Source organism: Enterococcus sp. AZ177 (genome assembly GCF_050544585.1).
GTDB lineage: Bacteria > Bacillota > Bacilli > Lactobacillales > Enterococcaceae > Enterococcus_L > Enterococcus_L plantarum.
This window is the reverse complement of sequence record NZ_CP172944.1, coordinates 737,635-758,634: the sequence shown is the minus strand read 5'-3', so window position 1 is coordinate 758,634 and position 21,000 is coordinate 737,635. Positions and strand designations below refer to the sequence as shown.

Here is a 21,000-nt window from a genome sequence, read left to right as displayed (position 1 = left end):
TTCAGCTTCTTGAGAAATACTGAATCTGTCATCGTCAAATTGCTCAAAGTAATGTCTTACTTTTCCAGTCTTAGCTGGATAGCCTTTGATATCCATTCATCGCTACAACTATTTTGAGGATCATAAAAAAAGTCAATCACAACATAGTAATGGCGCTTCTCACTCCAAAAATCTCCATTGTTCATCATCTCATAAAATCTATTGGTACTCAGTTCCACACCGCTTTAATGCAGCTGGAATAGACTAATGTTCAAGTAATTGTACTTTGATTTACTCATGGTAATTACCTGATTGATTAGCTAAAGTCAAAAGAAAATGCAGTATGTGACACATCATGTAGCAAACCTGCAATTTGTTCTTCTATAGTTCCGCCAAGTCTTTTGATCAATAACATCACACCGATTCATACGAACCACCTAGAAGATCCTCAACAATCATTTTTTCTCCCTTCAAAAACAACTATATATTATACACATTATATACGAACGTTTGTTCATTTACAACTTATTTTGTCTGAATAAAAAAGGAATAGTGCTCTTTCAGCTCTACTCCTTAATTAAAAATAATTTATATCGCTTGCGGGCCACTTTCACCCGTTCTAATCCGAATCGCCTCTTCTACATTGTAAACGAAGATCTTACCGTCTCCTACTTCTCCTGTCTGACAAATAGCCAAAATCAAAGAAATAATCTCTTCTACTTCCTCGTCTAAAACGACAAAACTGACTTTCACTTTAGGCAACAGTGTTGTGATAATTTCTTGACCACGGACATATTCTTTTAACCCTTTCTGGTTCCCAAATCCTAATACTTGGCTTACGGTCATTCCTAACGCTTCAAAACTATCAGCCATTTTGACTTTTAGCTCTTCTAGTTTTTCCTGCTGGATGATTGCTTCTACTTTTTTCATCTGTTTTCCCCCTAAGAATCTAGTCCCATAAATGTCGGATAAGCTGTCTCATCGTGTTCGATTCGATCTAGTCCTAACGCTTCTTCTTTCGCTGAAACTCGGATCGGCATAACTAACTGAATCCCTTTAATAATGAGAAAACTTGCAACTCCAGCAAATATGATCGTAAAAGCTATACTAGTGATTTGGGCTACAAACAGATCCGTTCCACCATAGATTAATCCTGTTTTTCCTCCTATAGTAGGATCTGCAAATATTCCTGTCATGATTCCACCAAAAATCCCACCAACGCCATGACAACCGAACGCATCTAGTGCATCATCGTACCCAAATTTATGTTTAACAAATGAAATAAAATAATAACAAAACGGACTTACTAAGGCTCCTAAGACAAATGAACTCCAAAGAGAAACAAAACCAGCACCTGGCGTAATGGCAACTAAGCCCACAACAGCACCTGTACAAGCTCCGACAACTGTAGGTTTTCCGATTGCTAATTTTTCAATCAGCATCCACGACAGCATCCCACTCGCTGCAGCCGTATTCGTTGTCAACATCGCGTGGATCGCCACCCCGTCAGCAGCTAATGCAGAGCCAGCATTAAAGCCAAACCAACCAAACCAAAGTAGTCCCGCCCCTAAAACGACGAATGGAATATTATGTGGACGATATTCTGTTTGTCGATATTCTCGACGTTGTCCTAAAACCATTGCCAATACAAGCCCTGAAATCCCTGAGCTAATATGAACAACATTTCCACCTGCAAAATCAATCGATCCGATCTCTTCTAAAAAACCACCGCCCCAAACCATATGCACCATCGGATAATACACGATGATCGACCAAATCCCAATAAATAAAAAGATTGCAGAAAATCGCATTCGCCCAACGACAGCACCTGTAATAATTGCTGTCGTAATCAAAGCAAACATCATTTGAAAGCTCGCGAACAATCCTTCTGGAATTGTCTCTCCTTTTGTCATTGAAACATGATTAAAAAACATCTTGTCAACATTTCCAACGAATGATCCTTCTCCACTAAAAGACATTGAATACCCTAAAATAATCCATAAAACTGAAGCTAATCCCATCACACAAATCACCATCATCATTGTGTTAAGAATATTTTTTCTTCGTTCCAGTCCGCCGTAAAAAAATGCTAAGGCAGGTGTCATTAAAAAAACCATCGCAGAACAAATCATAATAAATGCAATATTCCCTGTTTCCATAAAAAACTCCTCCAATTCAAAAAAATAAGCCAACCTTCATTTTAGCTTTGTCGGTTATTTTAGCATCGTTTTTTGAATTATCCTAGCAAAACTCTCTTAAACAAGGAAAATAATTTCATTTTTCTGACAATTCACGTGATAAAAAATAACATCTATACCAATAGAACGGTTTTATTTTTATGATATGTTCAGCTAGGTATACCAATTAAAAAAGAAACTGATTTCTTAAATCAGCCTCTTTCATTCTTTAATCTACATGGAACGCTTTATAAGCCTCTTGTTTTTTTAATCCGCGAAGCTTTGCAACCTCTTTGATTGCTTCTTTAGACGAACTACCCTTTGTTATAAATACCTCGATATGTTCTTTGATTGAAAGCTCTAGATCTGGATTTTCTACTACTTCTGGCCCATCTGCCCCTTCAACTAAAAGACAACATTCACCTTTTAACGTATTTTCAGCTAAATAATCTCTTAATTCAGCTAAAGTCCCACGAAGATATTCTTCATGAAGTTTCGTCAATTCACGACAAATCACAGCGTTGCGCTCTTCTCCAAATACTTCTGAAAAATGTTTGATCGTTGTGGCGATTCGATGGGGTGATTCGTAAAAAATTTGCGTTGGTAATGCTGTTTTCAATTGCTCTAAAATTTCTTTTTGTTCTTTTTTCTTCCTAGGTAAAAAGCCATAAAATGTAAATGGCTGAGGCGGTAATCCTGAAGCGATCAAAGCTGTGATTCCAGCTGTCGGACCAGGTAAAGCGATAACATTGATTCCCTTTTTTATACACGCTTCAACTAATTCATGACCTGGATCACTAATGGAAGGCATTCCAGCATCACTAACTTGAGCAATCCGTTCCCCAGCCTCTAAACGTTCGATAAATTGTGGAATCCGTTCTTTATAATTATGCTCATGGAAACTGATTTGCGATGTTGTTATCTCAAAATGATTCAATAATTTTTGCGTATTTCTAGTATCTTCACTAGCTATGATCGTTGCTTCTTTTAAGATATTGATACAGCGAAAGCTCATGTCTTCTAAGTTTCCGATTGGTGTCGGCACCAAATATAACTGCCCAATACTAGATGAATCGAAACTTTTTTGTTTTTGCATCGTTTCTCCTTTTCAACAGATAAGTTAATGTAAAAAGGGTGTGGGACAAAAGTAAAAATCACTTTTGTTTCACACCCTAAATGCGAATAAACGGTAAAAGCAGAAGCAATCACTGCGCTTCGCTTCGATCACATCAAATTCTAAGTGCTAAAGCACTAAGATTTGAAGGCTGCGGAAATGAGCTTCTGTCTCAGCCTCTCTAAATTTGAATTGATTACTATTTATTTGTATCTTTCACCATAAATGACATCCAAACAAAACGCACATTCTTCATCATTTTCACGACGTGAGCCATATAAAATATTACAAACATGAAAGCCTTCTTCATAAAGCTTTTCCAAATTCATACGAGATTTAGATAGCTCTTGTTTTGCTGGATCATTCGGATCACTGGCTAGTTTTGTCAGCTCCTGCAAATGTTCACGTAAGCGTTGATTTTCGATTTCAAGTGTTGTATTTTTTTCAACTAACTCGTGAAGTGCTTCTTTAATCTCTGATAATTGACCCAAAGTTCCTTGTAGATCCGTCTCTAAAGAACTTAGACCATCATATAAAGAACGTTTATCCATTGTGATCACCTTTTTCGGCTTGAGCTTTTTGCGTTGCTTCTTTGATTTCTTCGTAATCATATTCTACAGCTGTTTCACGTCCAACTAAACGGACTTTGATGATGCGGCTTAATAAATTCAAACCGACTACTCGGCCCTTTCCGTCTGGCGTGATCACATCTTTACCATAATCAGGTAATTCTTTTTTTGCTGCTTCGTATTCATCATTTTCATATTTTAAACAGCACATTAAGCGCCCACACAAACCAGAAATTTTCACTGGATTTAACGATAAGCCTTGGTCTTTTGCCATTTTGATCGACACTGGCATAAAGTCACCTAAAAAAGTCGAACAGCATAGTTGTCTACCGCATGGCCCGATCCCACCTAAAATTTTTGCTTCGTCTCTGACACCGATTTGGCGTAATTCGATTCTCGTACGGAAAATCGCTGCTAAATCTTTGACTAGTTCACGAAAATCGATTCGACCATCTGCTGTAAAATAAAAAACCATCTTGCTGCGGTCAAATGTATATTCAACACGAATCAATTTCATTTCTAATTCATGTGCTCGAATTTTCTCTTTGGCCACACTTAATGCAGCTTTTGCATCATCTACGTTCTTTTGTTCTTTCTCTAAATCGGTTTCTGATGCTCTATTTAAAATGGGTTTTAAATCCTCAGGTAAATCTTCCGGATCAATAGTTTTTTTCGGTATCGCAACTGTGGCTAGCTGTTTAGATTGCTGTGATTCCACAAGCACTTTATCATTATAAAAATACTCTGATTTTCCAGGAGCAAAATAATAGATATGACCAGCTTCACGGAAGCGAACTCCTACTACTTCTACCATTTTCATCCTCCTATTTATGTTTTAGGGTGGATCATTCGTACCACTAATTGTTCACAAACACTTTGGAAACTAACATTGGCTTCCCACTTTTGGCGAGCCTTCAAAATCAGTTCAACTCGTTGTGCCTGTTGTTCGATCACACGTTTAAGCTGTTCTTTGGCCACACTGTCAGTGAGCTGTTTGCGATAATAAGCAAGTAATAAATCAAAACTCAACGCTTGTTGGTCTTTTTCTTTAAAGACTTTGATCATCTTTTTTTGAACATAGACAAACGCTTGTAAATCATCTTTTATCAAGTAATCAAACCATTGTTGAGTAATTTCCCTAGCTTCATTAAACCATTCATCTTGAGAGATTTCAACTGCTTTGTCGAAACTATTTGTCAGTTCAGCCAAAAGACTTGCTGTATTTTTATTGATTCCAGATGCTGCCAAAGCATGAACTAGTTTTTCCTTGACTAAAGGTTGAAAATGAAGAACCTGGCACCTTGATTGAATCGTCGGTAAGATTTTTGCTAAAGACATTGTTTCTAATATAGCTAAAACTTTTCCTTCTGGCTCTTCTAAAAATTTTAATAAACTGTTTGCTGCACCAATACTCATCTTATCAGCTTGCTCAATCAAGAAGACTTTTTGAGCAGTCTCTACCCCGCTTTTGCTAAATTCTGCTTTCAATGCTCTAATTTGATCAACTTTGATTGTTTGACCATCTGGTGCGATCTGCAAAACATCTGGGTGTTTATTTTCATTGATTCGCAGACAATTATTGCACTGATTGCAAGGGTTATTCTCAGTCAGATTTGTACAGAAAATATGTTTTGCCATCCATAAGCCAAATTCTTTTTTACCAGTTCCTGTATCGCCTTCAAAAAGATAAGCATGGGCAAGACGACCATGCTCAAAACTTTTTTGAAGTTGCTGGTAAAGCAACGGTTGTTGCTCCTTTAATACTTGTGCTTCTTTCATCTTAATATTGATGGAATCCTTCTACTGGAAGAACAAAGACAGTTGCGCCTCCCACCTCAACCTCAACGGGATAAGGAACTTGTCCATCCATCGTAATATCTAGTGTTACAGGAGTTGACACATATTGTTTACGAGATTGACATGTTTTTTTGATCAATTCCAATGCTTCTTCTACGCGGTCATCATCGATTCCGACGATAAACGTACTGTTTCCAGCCTTTAAAAAGCCGCCTGTTGATGAAAGTTTTGTCGCACGAATATTGGCATCAATAAGTTCATTGGCTAAACGGTTACTATCTTTATCTTGGACAATTGCTAAAATAATTTTCATATTCGGTCACCTTCCTAGTTTCTAAAATATTCTGGATAACGGTTCACAATCGCTTGAAAGGTTGCTTCCACAACATCTTCCAAACTCATTCTGGCATCAATTTTCGTGATTCTTTCTGGATTTTCCTCCACTAATTTTAAATATTCGTGACGAACTCGTTGATGAAATTCAAGACCTTCTGAATCCAATCGATCGATTTGTTGTTGACGATGATGTTTGATACGGTTAAGCCCAGTATCTGAATCTACGTCTAAATAAATTGTAAAGTCAGGTATCGTCCCTTCAATTGCAAATTCATTGATTGCAGCTATAGCTTCCACACCAATACGTCGACCTGCTCCTTGATAAGCTAATGAACTGTCTACGAAACGATCACATAAAACGATTTTGCCTTCTTCTAATGCAGGTAAAACTTTTTCCATCAAGTGCTGACGTCTGGCCGCTGCATAAAGCAACGCTTCGGTCCGCTCATCCATCTCCTGATTTTTTGGATCTAAGATGATTTGACGAATTTTCTCAGCAATGGGAATACCGCCAGGTTCTCTTGTCTTAATAATACTTCTTTCCGCCGCCAGATCTAGCCTTGGATATAACTCATTCAATACACTTGTCTTTCCTGCGCCATCTGGTCCTTCGATCGTTATAAAAATACCTTGCACTTTACTAATCCCCTTACTTACTTTGATTCCTTTTACCCATTATACTTTATCTGCTACAATCAGTCTAATTGAATTCCTTATTATTAAAATTTTCTTGATGAATAAATAAAACTGGGATGAAAAGCCTAACAGACTTTGCCCCAGTTTCACTGTTTTAATTCTCTAAAATGACTGAACCTTTTTTACTTCTACTAAAAATACTTAGTATTTTCTCAATTTTTGGATAACATTTTATCTTTAAGTTGCTTTGAGTTATTCTTCTACTCGGCTTTTTACTGCTACTCTCTTTAGATCATACGCTATTTATTTAAACATAATAGAAACAAACCAGCTGCCATTCAAACTGACTACTGATTTTTTATATTTTAAAGTTCCCTCCGACCCTCTACAGCCTTTAACAAAGTCACTTCATCTGCATATTCAATATCGCTACCAACAGATAAGCCATGGGCTAATCTCGTCACTGAGATTCCCGCCGGTTTGATCAAACGAGAAAGATACATTGCTGTTGCTTCACCTTCTGTTGTAGCATTCGTGGCAATAATAACCTCTTTGACCTCATCATCATGAAGGCGTTGAATCAATGAAGCAATATTGATATCTTCTGGACCTGTTCCTTCCATTGGAGATAACACGCCATGCAACACATGATACATCCCATGGTATTCACGCATCTTCTCCATAGCCATCACATCTTTTGGTTCCTCTACAACTAAAATGATACTGCGGTCTCTCGTCGTATCCTGACAAATTTCGCAAGGATCTTCTTCGGTAATATTGCCGCAAATACTACAAAAATGCAGATCACGTTTCACACTGATCAATGCTTTGGCAAACGCATTAACATCTTCTTCTTTCATATCTAGTGTATGAAAAGCGAGACGAACAGCGGTTTTTTGACCGATACCAGGTAATTTCATATAGCTTTCAACTAATTTAGCGATTGGTTCTGGGTAATGCATTTCAACAAATCCTTTCAAACACAAACGATGGACGATTGGTTGTAAATTATGTATTCATTGTAGAGCTAACATATATTATACCATTTTTTATACATGTTTTTACAGAATAAAAGCTTTACGTCGATTCTTCTTTCCCTTTGTTATATTAAAAATTAGAAAAAATGCTTCAATTGATGAATAAAAAGATACGTATTTTGTCAAAAACGTCTAATTCAAAAGGGTTATTGAATCTATAATTTACTCTAACATTTTATTTTTTTTACTAAATAAATCTTGACATTTATTACAAGTGTTATATATTAAATAACGGGTGAGAAAATAAAAAGATGGAAATACAAAAGGGGAGTTTTTATGAAAAAGGGTTTAAAAATATTAACAGTATCATTACTGTTCAGTTCTGCTATCTTTTCAACACCAGCAGTCAATGCTGTTGTTCATGCTGAAGAAATAGGGGAAACAACAGTTGATGAAAGAGTAGATAATGATGAAATTCGTGGACGATTATTGACTTTAATAGCTGAAGCAAAATCAGTCATTTCATCTGAATCCTACACTGAAGCTTCTTTAGAAAGTGTAAAAGCTTTATTACCTAGTGCAGAAAAGGCTTTGGAAGATTTGGAGAATAACTTAGCAGGAAACTATGAAGAAATCGTTTTAAGTCTAAAAAATGCCTTAGATAATTTAATAGAGATTACTGAATCTAGTTCTTCTGAACCAGAGCCTAGCACGACTGATTCTAGTTCTACTATGCCTGAATCTACTGATTCTAGTTCCACAATACCTAGCTCGACCGATTCTAGTTCTACGGCACCTAGTTCAACGGATTCTAGTTCTACTATACCGAGCTCGACTGACTCTAGTTCGACCATTCCTAGTTCAACTGATTCTGATGCTACTGTGCCAACCTCTACTGACCTTAGTTCTACTGCACCTAGTTCAACGGATGAAGCTAAACCAACGATTGAAATTACCGACCAAACAATGTACGTAGGTCAAACATTAACAGAAGAAATGATTTTAAGTTGGGCAACGTTTCACAATGCAGATGGCTATGAAGTAGGGTTTGAAATCCTTGAATCGCCTATTAAAGTTACAGCTATCGGCAACACGCTACTTGAAGTTGGAACATACAAAATTAGATATTATATCAGTCAATTAACACGTATGGCTACAAATGTTGTTGCTGAAAAAACAATTACTTTAACGATTCTTTCAGAAAGTGAAAACCCATTAAATCAGGTTACACCAATTGAAAAAGACAAAAATCCTAAAGCACCAGCTAACAATATTTTTTCACCAGTAGCGAATCCTGTATCTACTAAAAATCAAAAATCGATTACCTCAGCTCAAACAAAAGCAAAACAATTACCTGTAACAGGTGAAGTAAACAATGGTATGACGATTGTTTCAGCTGGCGTAATCTTGATTGCAGGAGCTTACATCTTTAGAAAAAAACAATTAGATAAATAACCAGCTAACTTTTTTTGATTTATTTGCCTGATAACTGTGTTGATATTCCATTAACTCTTGCCCTATCGCATAATTGTCACTGGTAAATAAATCATTCAGCAAACAGAGAATTTCCCTCTGTTTGCTGAATATAGAACGAAGAAAAGAGCCAAAGAATAAATGTTTATTCATTTAATCCTTTGGCTCTTTTTCTTTAAGGTTGCTCTTGATTAAAATCCAGGCATTCCTTTGGCATATTTGCCCATAGTTGCTTCTGTTTCTTTTTCCACTTTAGTTAAGGCATCATTGACCGCCATAATCACCAAGTCTTGAAGCATTTCTACATCATCTGGATCCACAACATCTTCTTTGATTGAAATATCTTTCATTTTACGATCACCAGTAAATGTAGCTGTAACCAGATCATTGCTTGAAGCACCTACAAACTCTCTTAAGTTTAATTCTGCTTGTGCTTTTTCCATGTCTTTTTGCATTTTTTGGACTTGTTTCATCATCCCTTGCATATTTCCCATGCCTCGCATCATAACTATCGTCTCCTCTTAATCGTTTATTACTTCAACTAGCGACTCGCCAAACATAGCAATCGCTTCGTCTACTACTTGATTGTTCACTTCTTTTACAGGTTCTTCCTCTGTTAATAAATGATTTTCTTCATTGTTAACAGATCGATCTTCATTTGTTGGATCTCCCGTACCTGATGTTTCTTTATTTTGGCTGATAAATGACTGACGTAGCTTTGGCCAGCTTTCTTTGGTGATACACACCATATCAGGAGCATAATTATTGACCAAACGGCTCAAGTTATTATGAACCGCTAACTGCATTTCCTCATCTTCCATAGCTCGACCGCATACAATTTCATACTCAAATGCAATCACTAAACCATTGGGACTAGCTGCAACTGGCTCGCTGGCTTTAAGCATCGCTCTTTGTGTCACAGACATCATCTGTAATAAATCATCCCAGACATTTTTGACGTTCAATAAATGATCTTTAGTTGCTTGATTCAACACTTTATACACTAGTTCTGTTGGGATCCGTAGCGTATTTTTGCTGCTTGTCGCTCGTGTTACTTTAACAGGTTCAGCTTCTTTAGCTGTCACACCATTTTTCTTCAACTCAGTTAATTCTTTTCGTAGATGTTCGATTTGTTGCTGCAGCGTTGCAATCTCTTCTGGTGGAGTCGATTGGGTTTCATTCGAAACTTCTACTGGTTTTTTAACAGATTTTGCTAATTTAACGGTCGCTACTTCAAGATAAATATTAGCATTATTGGTGAAACGAATGTCATTTTGAGTATCGCTTAGAATTTGAATCATTTGATAAATCTTTTCAGCAGCAGTATGTTTTGCTAACTCTTTGAAATTTTCTGTTAGATTTCCGACTTTTTCAGCTAACAAATTAGGCGCTTGCTGGAACATAAGTACGTCTCGACAATATAATAACAAATCTTCTAAAAATCTTCTTGCTTCTTTTCCAGAACTGAGAATACTTTCCAACACTTCTAATGCTTGTTCAACATCACCTGACACACAGTTGGAAATATATTGGTCCATCATTTCATAAGTCAAGCTACCCGTAACCTGCATCGCATCAGTCAGTGTGACTTTTTCATCACTAAATGAAATCGTTTGATCCAAAATACTCAAAGCATCCCGCATGCCACCTTCTGCTGCTCGACCAATAACATACAATGCTTGTTCGTCAAACTCGACATTGATTTGCTTTAAAATATAGCCTAAATGATCTACGATGTCTTGCGTACTGATTCTTTTAAAATCAAAACGTTGTGTTCTTGAAATAATCGTTAACGGAATCTTATGAGGTTCGGTTGTCGCTAAAATAAAAATGACATTTTGCGGTGGTTCTTCTAACGTTTTTAGTAAGGCATTAAACGCACCTGTAGACAACATATGCACTTCATCGATGATGTATACTTTATAATCTGCTTGTGTTGGGGCATATTTTGCTTTATCTCGGATATCACGAATCTCTTCTACCCCATTATTACTAGCCGCATCGATCTCTATGACATCATTCAAACGCCCTTCTGTGATCGCAACACAAGTTTCACATTCGTTACACGGTTCTCCGTCTATGCTATGTTTACAGTTGATTGCTTTAGCAAAAATTTTCGCCGCACTTGTCTTCCCTGTTCCTCTAGGGCCGGTAAACAAATAGGCATGCGAGGTTTTCTTTTGTATGATCGCATTTTTTAAGGTCTGCGTAATTGCTTTTTGACCAACAACATCATCAAAACGCTGCGAACGCCAGACACGATACAAAGCTTGATAAGCCATAATTTACCCCTCCCTCGGAATTTCACTATGTTCTATTATACGTGATTTTTATGGATAAGGCATTAAAAAAAGCGAACACATTAAAAATTTTTTCAAAAAAAGAAGCTGTAACATCACTCTATGAGTCACATCCCAGCCTTATTATTCTTTATTAAATGTGTGTATCTGTTTCTTCTTTTTTCGCTAATACGTCATTTGCTCGGAACATTTGATTATAACGTTCTTCATCTTCTTGATTGTCTCTGATCACTTTTGAAAGTGTAAATGAGGAAGAAATCAATCCTACTGATCCCATCAAATAGTATCCTTTAACCATTAATGGTTCTTTTAGTGTGTACAAACCAATCAACATCAGTGCCACAAAAAAGGCAAATGATCCCCAACTTAGAAAGACAAATGCAGGTGTGTTTCTGTAAGCTTTCTTTTTCATAATTCTCTCCTTTAATAAATAATAGTACTCTTTCAGTATATCATTATTATTTATTAAAGAACACTTAAATTTTTAATTTTCTAACCATTTATTGACCTTACCGATCATTTAATATAACTATCTAGGCATTTAAATACGCAATATCCTTCGGTAACACTAAGCGTCTTCTATCAATGTATTTTCGTAAATCAGTGAGATTTTTAAATGATGGAATATCTTCTACGATCATGTTGATTTCCTCATCTACCGTTTCAACAGCATAGTTTGAAACGTATAAATCGTAATTTCGATCAGAGCTACTTATTGTTTGGTCATAATAATGACTTTCTTGAACAAAGAGATCGACTTTGTTTCGGAAATTTTCTTTTAATACAGAACGAAGTAGTTGTGCATGTTCCTTGCCTAAATCACTCAAAACTAAAACAGATAGCTGATGCCTCATTTCGTCGGTAAGTGTGCTTAGATTTTCCCAACGAATCGCCATTTCATGAAGGATCTCATCTAAATACATTGTTTTCCACGGAAACTTCATTTTCGCTTCCAACACACTCAACGCTTTATTAACAACCGCTGTAAACACTATGAAATTTTGTTTGATGGCTAGGCTAGAATACAAGTAACGATCATAGACCATAAATTTCTTATAAGGAAACATTTTGTGCTTCGCATATATATATTCAATCAGGCGAATAATGCTTGCCTTACTCTGTTCTGAAATAGAAATAGAAAGGGCATTTTTGATCGTATTGACTAAATTTTCCGCCTGATTGATAACATTCACTTTTTCTTGTTCGTTGTCCCAACCAAAATCCCACCAAAAGATGGAATAACAAAAATCCTCATACCAATTATCAGGAAGAATAACATTTAAGGGTTCCGCAATCTCCTCCACATCGGATTGATATTTTCTAATGTCGATTGTAGTTTTGACAAAACAATTGATTGGATCTTTTCGGTTATGAATCAAAAAACCTTGTCGTTCTCTAATAATAGTTACCGCGATTGAATAGGCTAAATGAACGATTTGGCTATCATTCAATTCCAAATTAAATTTCTTATTGATCTTATTTGACAAGCGAAAAATCTTTTCTCGGTCTAAATGAAACGGCCATGCTCGAATCCCATAGACTTCCATAAAGTAGCAAATAAAAAAATAGCGAACTTGTCGTTCATCTTTTCCATGCACAAAATATGGCGAACGACTCATTTGAATATTTCGATCTTTTAATGCCGAACTGATCAAATTAGACAACCGGTATAAACTAGAGTTACTTAAAAATAATTTTTTCTCCCAAAAAACTGCTGGTTGCATCGGTTCAAAGAAAATCGATTCTAATAAAGAAAAGGCATTTGATTCTTGAATGATCTCATTATAAATATCGTGGATCGATCGGTGTGGGGAGGCAATCAGCCGAATCCCATTTTTTCTGGATGTCTCTATCGTCAGATAGTCTGACCAGCGATCTTCTATGTACTGACAATCCAACATAATTGTTTTCTTTGAACACTCAATACTCTCAGCGAGATACTCAGAGGTGACCCAGCTATTTGGCCCATTTAATAAGTTCAACAACAACACTCTTCGATGCATAGATGGCGATAATAATCTCTCCATTTTCTCTCCTCATTTCACCTTTAATAAATTTTTCTTCAAAATTTTCCAATAGTTGAGTTTTTTTTGAAGAAATCCCTATTTAACAATAATTATAGCATCTTCTACCCCTTTTTTGAATTAATCTAAAGCGCAACTCAATTGGTTTATTTAAAAACAGGTACTATTATGAAAATATAAAAACGCGGATTTAAAATTTATCGATAAATGGAAAATCTCACCACATTTTTTGGAGGGATTCTACATGAAAAAAAACACAATTAAACACACTATCATCGTTGGTTTCATCAGTATTTTGGGTATTTTCCTAATTATTGGCGGGTATATTTTTAGCGATACTGCTAGTAGAGCAAATAGTTTGGCTAGTGAACCCAAAAAAGCAAAGTCAACCTTAATAAAAAATGTTCCAACAGGCAATGAGCTGGCTAAAATGGCGACAGCGCCTATGAAAAAACAGAGCAAAGAAAAAATGATCACCTTAAATACGACCAAAGATACTACAGCTCCAACAATCAATGCACCCGAAGAAACAATTGAACAAAATACTCAAATCAATATTTATGATGGAGTCAATGCATCTGATAATAAAGACGGAGATGTTTCGGCAAGTGTAACAACTGATTCAACACTTGACACATCAGTTGTTGGCACACAAATTATTCATTTTACTGTAACAGATACGAACGGAAATACTGGCACTTCCGATAGAATTTTCCATATTGTTCCAAAAAGCGAACCAGTAATAACGCCTCCTACGGAAACATCTGCCGTAGAACAGGTATCTACTGAACCTGCTTTAGCTCCACCTGCCAGTGCACCAGAAGCACAAGCTGAGTCTTTATCTAGCGCAATGACGATCACCATGAATGGACAATCGATTCCTTATCAAAATGGCGGACAAGGTAGTGGCCAAAGTATTATCGATTCAAACCCTGGCGGTGTTGCTTCTACTTGGGGAGGAGCTGCAGTTCAATCAGGTGATGACGGCCAAAACACTCATTTTATTGGGCATAACCCTGGCGTATTCTCTGCTGTATTCTCTTTAGGGTCAGGTAGTCAAATCGTTGTAACAGATGGAAATGGCACCCCTACTACTTATACAGTTCGTACAATCCTTCAATTGGATGACTATGGAACAGAAGTTGGTACAGGAACTGATTATTGGGATCTTACCATTGGTGCAGGTGGCGGAGAACGCATTACTCTACAAAGTTGTATTAATGATGATATCAATTTATTTGCCATTGCATATAAATAGTGAAAAGGCTAAGACAGAAGCGTTCAATTCCGCAGCCTTCAAATCTTAGTTCTTTAGCACTTAGAATTTGATGTGATCGAAGCGAAGCGTAGTGATTGCTTCTGCTCCCACCGTTTATTCCCATTTAGGGTGTGAAACAAAAGTAATTTTTACTTTTGTCTCACACCCTTTTTATGGCTTTCGCTGCGATTATCATTTTCCTCATTACAAGTACTGAATTCTAAGTATTTGTAATTGCTCATTTTGTAATTGTTTGGCTGCGCCAATTTTACAAACTATCAATAAATCGTTTAAAGGCCGCTTGCCCTTCTGGTGTTCGCTTATAAACACTGGCATCAGTTAAAGCATGTACTACGTTTTCTCCAACTGCTTTTTGGATTATTTTTTTAATATTTTTTTCATCAAAAGAATACATTTCTTTCAACTGATCTGCCCATGACTTATGACAATCTGTCATTTGGTTTTCTTGTTCTAAGACATATTTTTCCACTTCTTGTAGCTCATCATTTAAATATGAGGGTAATGAAACTAAGCCCATCACTTCTGCTAAACTTAGATTTTGTTGAATTTCTTTGTATAGAGGGAAAATGCCCTCTTGATAGTCGTCAGAAACTTTGTTATCACGTAAAACTAAATCCAATTCAAATAACTGCCCTTTACGACGAGCAATCGCCGCGATGCTATGCTGAGACGCTTCCTCTTTTGAAAAAGCCTGAATCGAACCCGTCTTATCAAAATAATTACGCCATTTTTCAAAAATCAATGTAGCCGCCTCAACTAAATCTTCTGAATTTGGACTTTTCAATCGAATCACAGACATTGGCCATTTAACGGTGCCGGCATTCATTAGAGGAAAATCACTTAACTCAAAATATTGTTCTATCTCAGCTTTCTCCAATGGGAACGCATGCCGTCCAGCTTGATAATGATCATGAGTTAAGGTAGTCTCCCCGACAATTGGTACATCCTCATTAAATCCAACAAAATAATGTGGCAATACTTCAACAATCTTCATCAACCGACGAAAAGTCTCTTTAGAAATAACCATCGGGCGATGCTCCTCAGAGAAAATAATCGACTGTTCATTATAATCAGGATGGGAGGAATACTGAAATCCCCAGCTTTCTCCATTTAAGTTCATTCGAATAATACGATGATTGGTTTTAGCAGGATAATTCGTTCGACCTTTGTAGCCTTCATTCTCCATACAAAAAACACATTTAGGATAACCTACATGGGAATCTTGATCAGCAGAAGCAAGTTGGTGGGGAGATTTATCGGATCTTGATAAATTGATCGTAATCTCAAGCTGCCCGTATTCCGTTTCTACTGGGAAAACACTTTTTTTTGCACTAGTTCTTGTTTTAATCGAATCATTCTCTTGAGTCAATTTATGGAAATAATCCGTCGCATCCGCTGGGTCTTTCTCATAATGTTGCGCAAAAAGAGCATTCACAACTGAAGGCGGTGGCGTCAGAAAATCCATTATTTGCGCCTTGAAAATGGCTAACTCTTCTGGTTCTGCTTTGACTTTACCATTTTTTATCGCTTGAACCACTAATTCATCTAACAATTCCAAGGATGTTTTTGTCACTATAGTTGGAGAAATAGATTCTAACGATTCTTCACCAATCATTGCAAGTACACGATTTTGCAAGTAGAGACGATCCAGCTCCATCCAACCACCTGCTTGAATCGCTACTGTTACAAAGTCAGTAATAGTTTGACTAATTGACACAATGTTTCCCCCTAAATTTAAAAAGCTAACTGCACTGTTCTATAGAATTATTTGTACCCTTTCGGATGGCTGACATGCCAATCCCACGCTGTTTTGATGATCTGCTTGATATCTGTAACTTGAGGTTGCCAGTCCAAAATCATTTTTGCTTTTTCGCTTGAGGCAACCAGTTTGCTTGGATCACCTAAACGGCGTGGCAATACTTTAGCCGGAATTTCTTTACCAGTTACTTGTCGAGCTGCTTCTACCATTTCTTTGACTGAATAACCAGTATTACTACCTAAATTAAAAACGGTACTCTCATTCCCTTTTTGTAAATAGTCCAACGCTGCAATATGAGCTGCAATCAAGTCTTCAATATAAACATAATCACGGATACAAGTACCATCTGGTGTATCATAGTCATCTCCATAAATTCCTAGATAGTCTCGTTGCCCTAAAGCGGTTTGCAAGATGATTGGAATCAAATGCGTTTCTGGATCATGGTCTTCCCCGATGGACGCATCTGCTTTTGCTCCAGCAACATTAAAATACCGCAGTGCAACATAACGTAGGTCATAAGCGTTGTCGCACCATTTCATCATTTTTTCCATCATCAGTTTACTTTCACCGTAAGGATTTTCTGGATTAGTCGGCGTAGTTTCTACAATCGGCATCTCCTTAGGCTCTCCGTATGTAGCTGCTGTAGAAGAAAATACGATTTGTTTAACCCCAAATTCCTCCATTACTTCCAAAACGATTTGTGTCCCATGAACATTATTATTAAAGTAAACTAATGGCTTTTCAACGGATTCACCGACTAATGAACTTGCAGCAAAATGAATCACACCATCAATCGTTTCTTGTTTGAAGACATTTTGCATAAAGCCTTTATCTCTAATATCTCCTTGATAAAATACGGCATTTTTATGAATCGACTGTTTATGTCCCGTTTGAAGGTTATCAACTACTACGACTTCATACCCTTTATCAATCAGTTGATCAACCGCATGGGAACCGATGTAGCCTGCCCCTCCTAAAACTAAAATTGACATGTAACTGCCTCCTTATTTGAATAAAACATTTATTAATATCATGATATATATTCTTTATTCTACAGCTTTCTTACTCTATCATCAACATTTGCACTAGATAAATCTGCTAGGTATTGATTTTTCGTCTATTTGCTTGATTGAATAATCTAGTTTAGCTTCTTGTCTCACTAAGATTATGTATAAAATAGGTGATTTGATCAGTAGCAGATTTTTTTGCATAGTGTGTTTTACTCACTTAATCATTATTCCTATAATCCTAACCTATTTATTAAATTGTGCAACACATTTTTGAAACAAATTCATATTGCGATTACATCCTTTTTAAACAATAAGAATTAGATAACTATATAAGCATTTGTTACACTCTATTGGATTTTTTTCTTATTTTGGTTCATAATAGAAATGTATAAACAATTGAGAGGAGAATGTATATGAAAAAATTTATTTCAGGAATGCTTGTCGGAACAGCTGTAACTTGTGCTGCTGTTGTCGGTTTTGCGGCGACCATCAAAAAAACAGTTCTTGATCCAATCGAAGAAAAAGAAGATATGATTGAGGAAAACCGTAAAAAAGCAATGCGTAAACGTATTTCTAGATAATACAAATAGCGGTATTATACCGTTTGACTTTAGCAGTAAATAGAAAATCCTGTTTGTGATGCTTTTTATCATAAACAGGATTTTTTTGAATAACAAAGGAGACTAAAAGATTGGAGCAAAAGCCCAACACAAAGAGAACCAAGTTGATGTTACATACTACCTACTTGGTTCTTGAGGTTAAACACTTCTGTTCCATCCTCCTTTCATATTTTGTTTTCCTTCAAAGATCGTTCCAGCTATCAAATCTGCTTCCCTAAGATTCCATGGATCTGTTCCAGGTCTGGCTGTTGCAGCTGTCAACCAATGAATTCCTTCTGTTGGAATCCCGTAACAAAACAACCCACTCAGCACTTTTCCTGATTTCGACCGTATTTGATTGGTTTCTCGCTCTACTAAAAGTGCACCTGTTTGATAAACTTCTCCTGATGCTAATTCCAATTGATGTAAGTCTGCCATTTCATCTCTTAAAAGCTGTTGTACCAACGGGTTTAAACTAATCTGATTCGCTGTTTTGGACAATCTCGCTTCAATTAAAAAGTGGCTTTTATATTTTTGATTCGAGTCTTTTTTAGAAGAGCCAATAAACCAACCTGCCTCTGTCGCTATCTCCATTTCTGGACTCAGAAGTGTTACGATTTCTGCTTTCATCAACGCGTTTAGTTCAGCAATTCTTTCTAAAGGGGGACCGATTGATAAAAAGGAATTCAACGGAGTAAACCAATCCCACAACCATTTTTTGTAGTCATCATTTGTAAATAATTCATGATCAAGCATAAAACGAACTTCATCCCGCAAATCTTTCAAACTATCTAATGCTGCTGCAAAAGGCCCTGAAATCGTCCCTTTTCTTGCCTGCTTGAGATCCCAATGTAAATATGTCTTAGCAAATTCTTGAAAAGAATCGGCTGGTCCTACCACTTGGTCTGGATGTTCAATAGCTGACCAATCCCAACGATCTTTTTGATGGATGCCATATTTTTCCAAAATCGAGTCAGCACCCTTTGTACGGATAAACTCTTCATTAAATCGGTTCTGATTTATTTGAGGATAATTTGTCTTCACCAACGCCGAATAATAGACAAATTCTACTTCTTTTTTTAACAGCTCAAAAAATTGTTCCGCAGAAAATTTGCCCTTTCTTTTAAACTTATTTAGACTCTTTTCTTTTAAAAAGCGTGGTTGATACTCTTCACCATAGCCTTTTTGATTAGCCCCTCTGGCATGATACGGAATCCCTCGACCAGAGCCTGCAATAATCTTAGGTTCTTTTCCAGAAGGAAGGTAAACGAGTTCTTCATTTTGCTGTTTAAATACTCCGCCTCGCTCGCTTGTCAGTAACGTAAGATAATCGAAAAAAACCAACCCAAGTCCTCTGATCAAAACTGGCGTGTTTTCTGTGATTGCTTCAAGATAAGCATCTGCAGCATTTTTTGGTGAGGAATAAAATAAACGATGTTCGCTCGCATATTCAGCTAACGCTTTTTCGTTTCCAACAAGTTCATTTTCTTGATGTCCTAAGGCCAAAATAACTGTATCCACTGTTGTCTCAACTGCTTTAGTATAGACTAAAAACGTATCATCTTGGGTTTTGACAGCCCTAACCGTATCTTTAAAGAATTTTACTGAAGTCTGTTCTGTCATTCGTGTTTGGACATATTCATAAAACCATCTTTGATATAATCCATAGAAAACACGTGAACAGTGATCATTTGGGCCTAAATTTTGACACTCTGCCAGTAATACCGTTCGATTTTCAACATTGTTTTTCTTGATAAATTCAGCAGCTTCTCCTTGCGCCCACTCATATAGGTTTGGACCTTTCGCAACAGGTCCTTTAGTACTTAATGTTTCGTCAGTAAATAACGTCACGTGGGAGGCAACTGAATTCATCAGCAAAGACAATGACTGATTTTCTCGCCAGACTTTGCCTCCTGGTCCATAAGGATCGAACATTGTAATTTGAATCACCTGTTCATCTCTTGACCACTCAACAATTCTCTCTAAAACAGAAAGCCCGCGAGGACCACCTCCAACAATCGCGATTTTCATGAAATTCCCCTTTTCAACTTATTTTCTACGATTTATTTGACTCATTTTTTCTACCATTTCTTTTAGTACTGCAGCATTATTATACACTTCATCCTTTGCACCATAAATCAGCGTGATAGCAGGATACTCTTTTGTAATGTCTAAAAGTTTTTGACAAGCAATGTGTGCTTCACCTGATTGTAATTCAATTAAGTATTTTTCTTTGAAAAGAGGAAATTTATCTGGTTCATGATTAAACCATTTTCGAAGGTCATTTGAAGGAGCAATTTCTTTCAACCACAAATCTAACTGCTCTTTTTCCTTTGACATCCCTCTAGGCCATAGGCGATCGACTAATATTCGATAACCATCATCAGGTCTTGCTTTTTCGTAAGCTCTTTTGATTTGAATCATTTTAGTCACCTCTTCTTTATTTTAGCCTAATTAAGAAAAAAAGAAACGATTTATCATTTGAATCATAAGAAAAAGCACAGAGAAGTAAACGTTGTCCAGATTCGAACCGTCGTTTCTCTCTGTGCTTAATTAGTTAAGCATTTTTCTTTTTCGTTTTACCAGTCCAGCCTTCATAGCCGCCTTTTAAAATATAAAGATCTTTGTAACCATTTTTACGTAATTGATTTGCTGTACGAATACTTAATGATTTTTTTTGATCATAAATATAGACAGGTTGATCTTTACGAATGGAATTCAACGTTGTTTTGATCGTTGTATACGGCATACTGCGCGCACCAAGTATATGGCCTGCATCGAATGAGTCTTTTTCACGAACATCAATGATTTGCGCTTTTCTCATCCCTTCTTTAAATTCTTCTTCTGTGATTGTTTTGGCAGAGCGTTTTGCCATAATTCTAAGGTATAACTCATTGATCCCCATTGCTAATAAAATTGTTACTAAAATTCCATTGATAATCCATAAAACGTTCATTCTAAAATCCCTTTC

At 36.6% G+C, this 21,000-nt stretch carries 21 protein-coding genes; 3 read left to right on the top strand and 18 right to left on the bottom strand.

Translation table 11 applies throughout. The annotated features are described in order from the left end of the window. Positions 1–567 precede the first annotated feature (567 nt). The 9 genes from IGJ34_RS03660 to recR form a co-directional block, all read right to left on the bottom strand. Positions 568–909 (bottom strand): P-II family nitrogen regulator, encoded by a 342-nt coding sequence (locus IGJ34_RS03660; RefSeq protein ID WP_069653377.1) that lies wholly within the window; start codon positions 907–909, stop codon positions 568–570. Positions 910–920: 11 nt separating this feature from the next. Further along, positions 921–2,138: an ammonium transporter gene (locus IGJ34_RS03655; RefSeq protein ID WP_430598143.1), complete on the bottom strand. Its 1,218-nt coding sequence runs from the start codon at positions 2,136–2,138 to the stop codon at positions 921–923. A 247-nt stretch (positions 2,139–2,385) separates the two neighbouring features. Further along, positions 2,386–3,252 carry a 16S rRNA (cytidine(1402)-2'-O)-methyltransferase gene (rsmI, locus tag IGJ34_RS03650; protein WP_206849344.1) on the bottom strand — a complete coding sequence of 289 codons (867 nt, stop codon included), beginning with the start codon at positions 3,250–3,252 and terminating at the stop codon, positions 2,386–2,388. Positions 3,253–3,473: 221 nt separating this feature from the next. Continuing rightward, positions 3,474–3,821 carry a DNA replication initiation control protein YabA gene (locus tag IGJ34_RS03645; RefSeq protein ID WP_010773302.1) on the bottom strand — a complete coding sequence of 116 codons (348 nt, stop codon included), beginning with the start codon at positions 3,819–3,821 and terminating at the stop codon, positions 3,474–3,476. Continuing rightward, a complete protein-coding gene (locus tag IGJ34_RS03640; protein WP_206838194.1) occupies positions 3,814–4,653 on the bottom strand; it encodes a PSP1 domain-containing protein in 840 nt (279 codons plus the stop codon). The genes IGJ34_RS03645 and IGJ34_RS03640 overlap by 8 nt, the downstream gene beginning before the upstream one ends. Positions 4,654–4,667: 14 nt before the next feature. Further along, positions 4,668–5,618, bottom strand: a complete 951-nt coding sequence (gene holB, locus IGJ34_RS03635; RefSeq protein WP_430598142.1) for a DNA polymerase III subunit delta' — start codon at positions 5,616–5,618, stop codon at positions 4,668–4,670. Between the two features lies 1 nt (position 5,619). Continuing rightward, positions 5,620–5,949, bottom strand: a complete 330-nt coding sequence (locus IGJ34_RS03630) for a cyclic-di-AMP receptor (protein ID WP_069653372.1) — start codon at positions 5,947–5,949, stop codon at positions 5,620–5,622. Between the two features lie 14 nt (positions 5,950–5,963). Continuing rightward, entirely contained in the window at positions 5,964–6,608 is a 645-nt protein-coding gene (gene tmk, locus IGJ34_RS03625) for a dTMP kinase (protein WP_069653371.1), read from the bottom strand. 365 nt (positions 6,609–6,973) lie between these two features. Next, positions 6,974–7,570, bottom strand: coding sequence for a recombination mediator RecR (gene recR, locus IGJ34_RS03620; RefSeq protein WP_069653370.1), 597 nt, complete (start codon positions 7,568–7,570; stop codon positions 6,974–6,976). Positions 7,571–7,921: 351 nt separating this feature from the next. Here recR and IGJ34_RS03615 point away from each other — a divergent pair, with 351 nt between their 5' ends. Continuing rightward, positions 7,922–9,040, top strand: coding sequence for an LPXTG cell wall anchor domain-containing protein (locus tag IGJ34_RS03615; protein WP_430598141.1), 1,119 nt, complete (start codon positions 7,922–7,924; stop codon positions 9,038–9,040). A 209-nt stretch (positions 9,041–9,249) separates the two neighbouring features. Here IGJ34_RS03615 and IGJ34_RS03610 read toward each other — a convergent pair whose 3' ends face one another. The 4 genes from IGJ34_RS03610 to IGJ34_RS03595 form a co-directional block, all read right to left on the bottom strand. Next, positions 9,250–9,564: a YbaB/EbfC family nucleoid-associated protein gene (locus IGJ34_RS03610; RefSeq protein ID WP_069653367.1), complete on the bottom strand. Its 315-nt coding sequence runs from the start codon at positions 9,562–9,564 to the stop codon at positions 9,250–9,252. Between the two features lie 15 nt (positions 9,565–9,579). Next, a complete protein-coding gene (dnaX, locus tag IGJ34_RS03605; protein WP_430598140.1) occupies positions 9,580–11,340 on the bottom strand; it encodes a DNA polymerase III subunit gamma/tau in 1,761 nt (586 codons plus the stop codon). 151 nt (positions 11,341–11,491) lie between these two features. Then, positions 11,492–11,770 (bottom strand): YiaA/YiaB family inner membrane protein, encoded by a 279-nt coding sequence (locus IGJ34_RS03600; RefSeq protein WP_069653365.1) that lies wholly within the window; start codon positions 11,768–11,770, stop codon positions 11,492–11,494. A gap of 121 nt (positions 11,771–11,891) precedes the next feature. Beyond that, positions 11,892–13,385 carry a helix-turn-helix domain-containing protein gene (locus tag IGJ34_RS03595; RefSeq protein ID WP_430598139.1) on the bottom strand — a complete coding sequence of 498 codons (1,494 nt, stop codon included), beginning with the start codon at positions 13,383–13,385 and terminating at the stop codon, positions 11,892–11,894. A gap of 241 nt (positions 13,386–13,626) precedes the next feature. Here IGJ34_RS03595 and IGJ34_RS03590 point away from each other — a divergent pair, with 241 nt between their 5' ends. After that, on the top strand, positions 13,627–14,640 hold the full coding sequence (locus IGJ34_RS03590) for an immunoglobulin-like domain-containing protein (protein WP_430598138.1): 1,014 nt from the start codon (positions 13,627–13,629) through the stop codon (positions 14,638–14,640). Between the two features lie 268 nt (positions 14,641–14,908). Here the strand turns inward: IGJ34_RS03590 and IGJ34_RS03585 are convergent, their stop codons facing one another. Next, complete coding sequence (locus tag IGJ34_RS03585; RefSeq protein WP_430598137.1) at positions 14,909–16,378, bottom strand: UDP-glucose--hexose-1-phosphate uridylyltransferase; 1,470 nt, start codon at positions 16,376–16,378, stop codon at positions 14,909–14,911. A 47-nt stretch (positions 16,379–16,425) separates the two neighbouring features. Then, positions 16,426–17,412: a UDP-glucose 4-epimerase GalE gene (gene galE, locus IGJ34_RS03580; protein WP_069653361.1), complete on the bottom strand. Its 987-nt coding sequence runs from the start codon at positions 17,410–17,412 to the stop codon at positions 16,426–16,428. Between the two features lie 431 nt (positions 17,413–17,843). Here galE and IGJ34_RS03575 point away from each other — a divergent pair, with 431 nt between their 5' ends. Then, the gene (locus IGJ34_RS03575) at positions 17,844–18,011 is read left to right on the top strand and encodes a DUF3042 family protein (protein WP_010760505.1); all 168 of its coding nucleotides are present in this window, start codon (positions 17,844–17,846) and stop codon (positions 18,009–18,011) included. Between the two features lie 177 nt (positions 18,012–18,188). Here IGJ34_RS03575 and IGJ34_RS03570 read toward each other — a convergent pair whose 3' ends face one another. The 3 genes from IGJ34_RS03570 to IGJ34_RS03560 all read right to left on the bottom strand — a co-directional run bounded on the left by IGJ34_RS03570 (position 18,189) and on the right by IGJ34_RS03560 (position 20,985). Beyond that, a complete protein-coding gene (locus IGJ34_RS03570) occupies positions 18,189–20,060 on the bottom strand; it encodes an FAD/NAD(P)-binding protein (protein ID WP_430598136.1) in 1,872 nt (623 codons plus the stop codon). Positions 20,061–20,078: 18 nt separating this feature from the next. Beyond that, the gene (locus IGJ34_RS03565) at positions 20,079–20,453 is read right to left on the bottom strand and encodes a DUF488 domain-containing protein (protein ID WP_111247376.1); all 375 of its coding nucleotides are present in this window, start codon (positions 20,451–20,453) and stop codon (positions 20,079–20,081) included. A 133-nt stretch (positions 20,454–20,586) separates the two neighbouring features. Beyond that, on the bottom strand, positions 20,587–20,985 hold the full coding sequence (locus IGJ34_RS03560; protein WP_111247377.1) for a rhodanese-like domain-containing protein: 399 nt from the start codon (positions 20,983–20,985) through the stop codon (positions 20,587–20,589). Between the last annotated feature and the right edge of the window lie 15 nt (positions 20,986–21,000).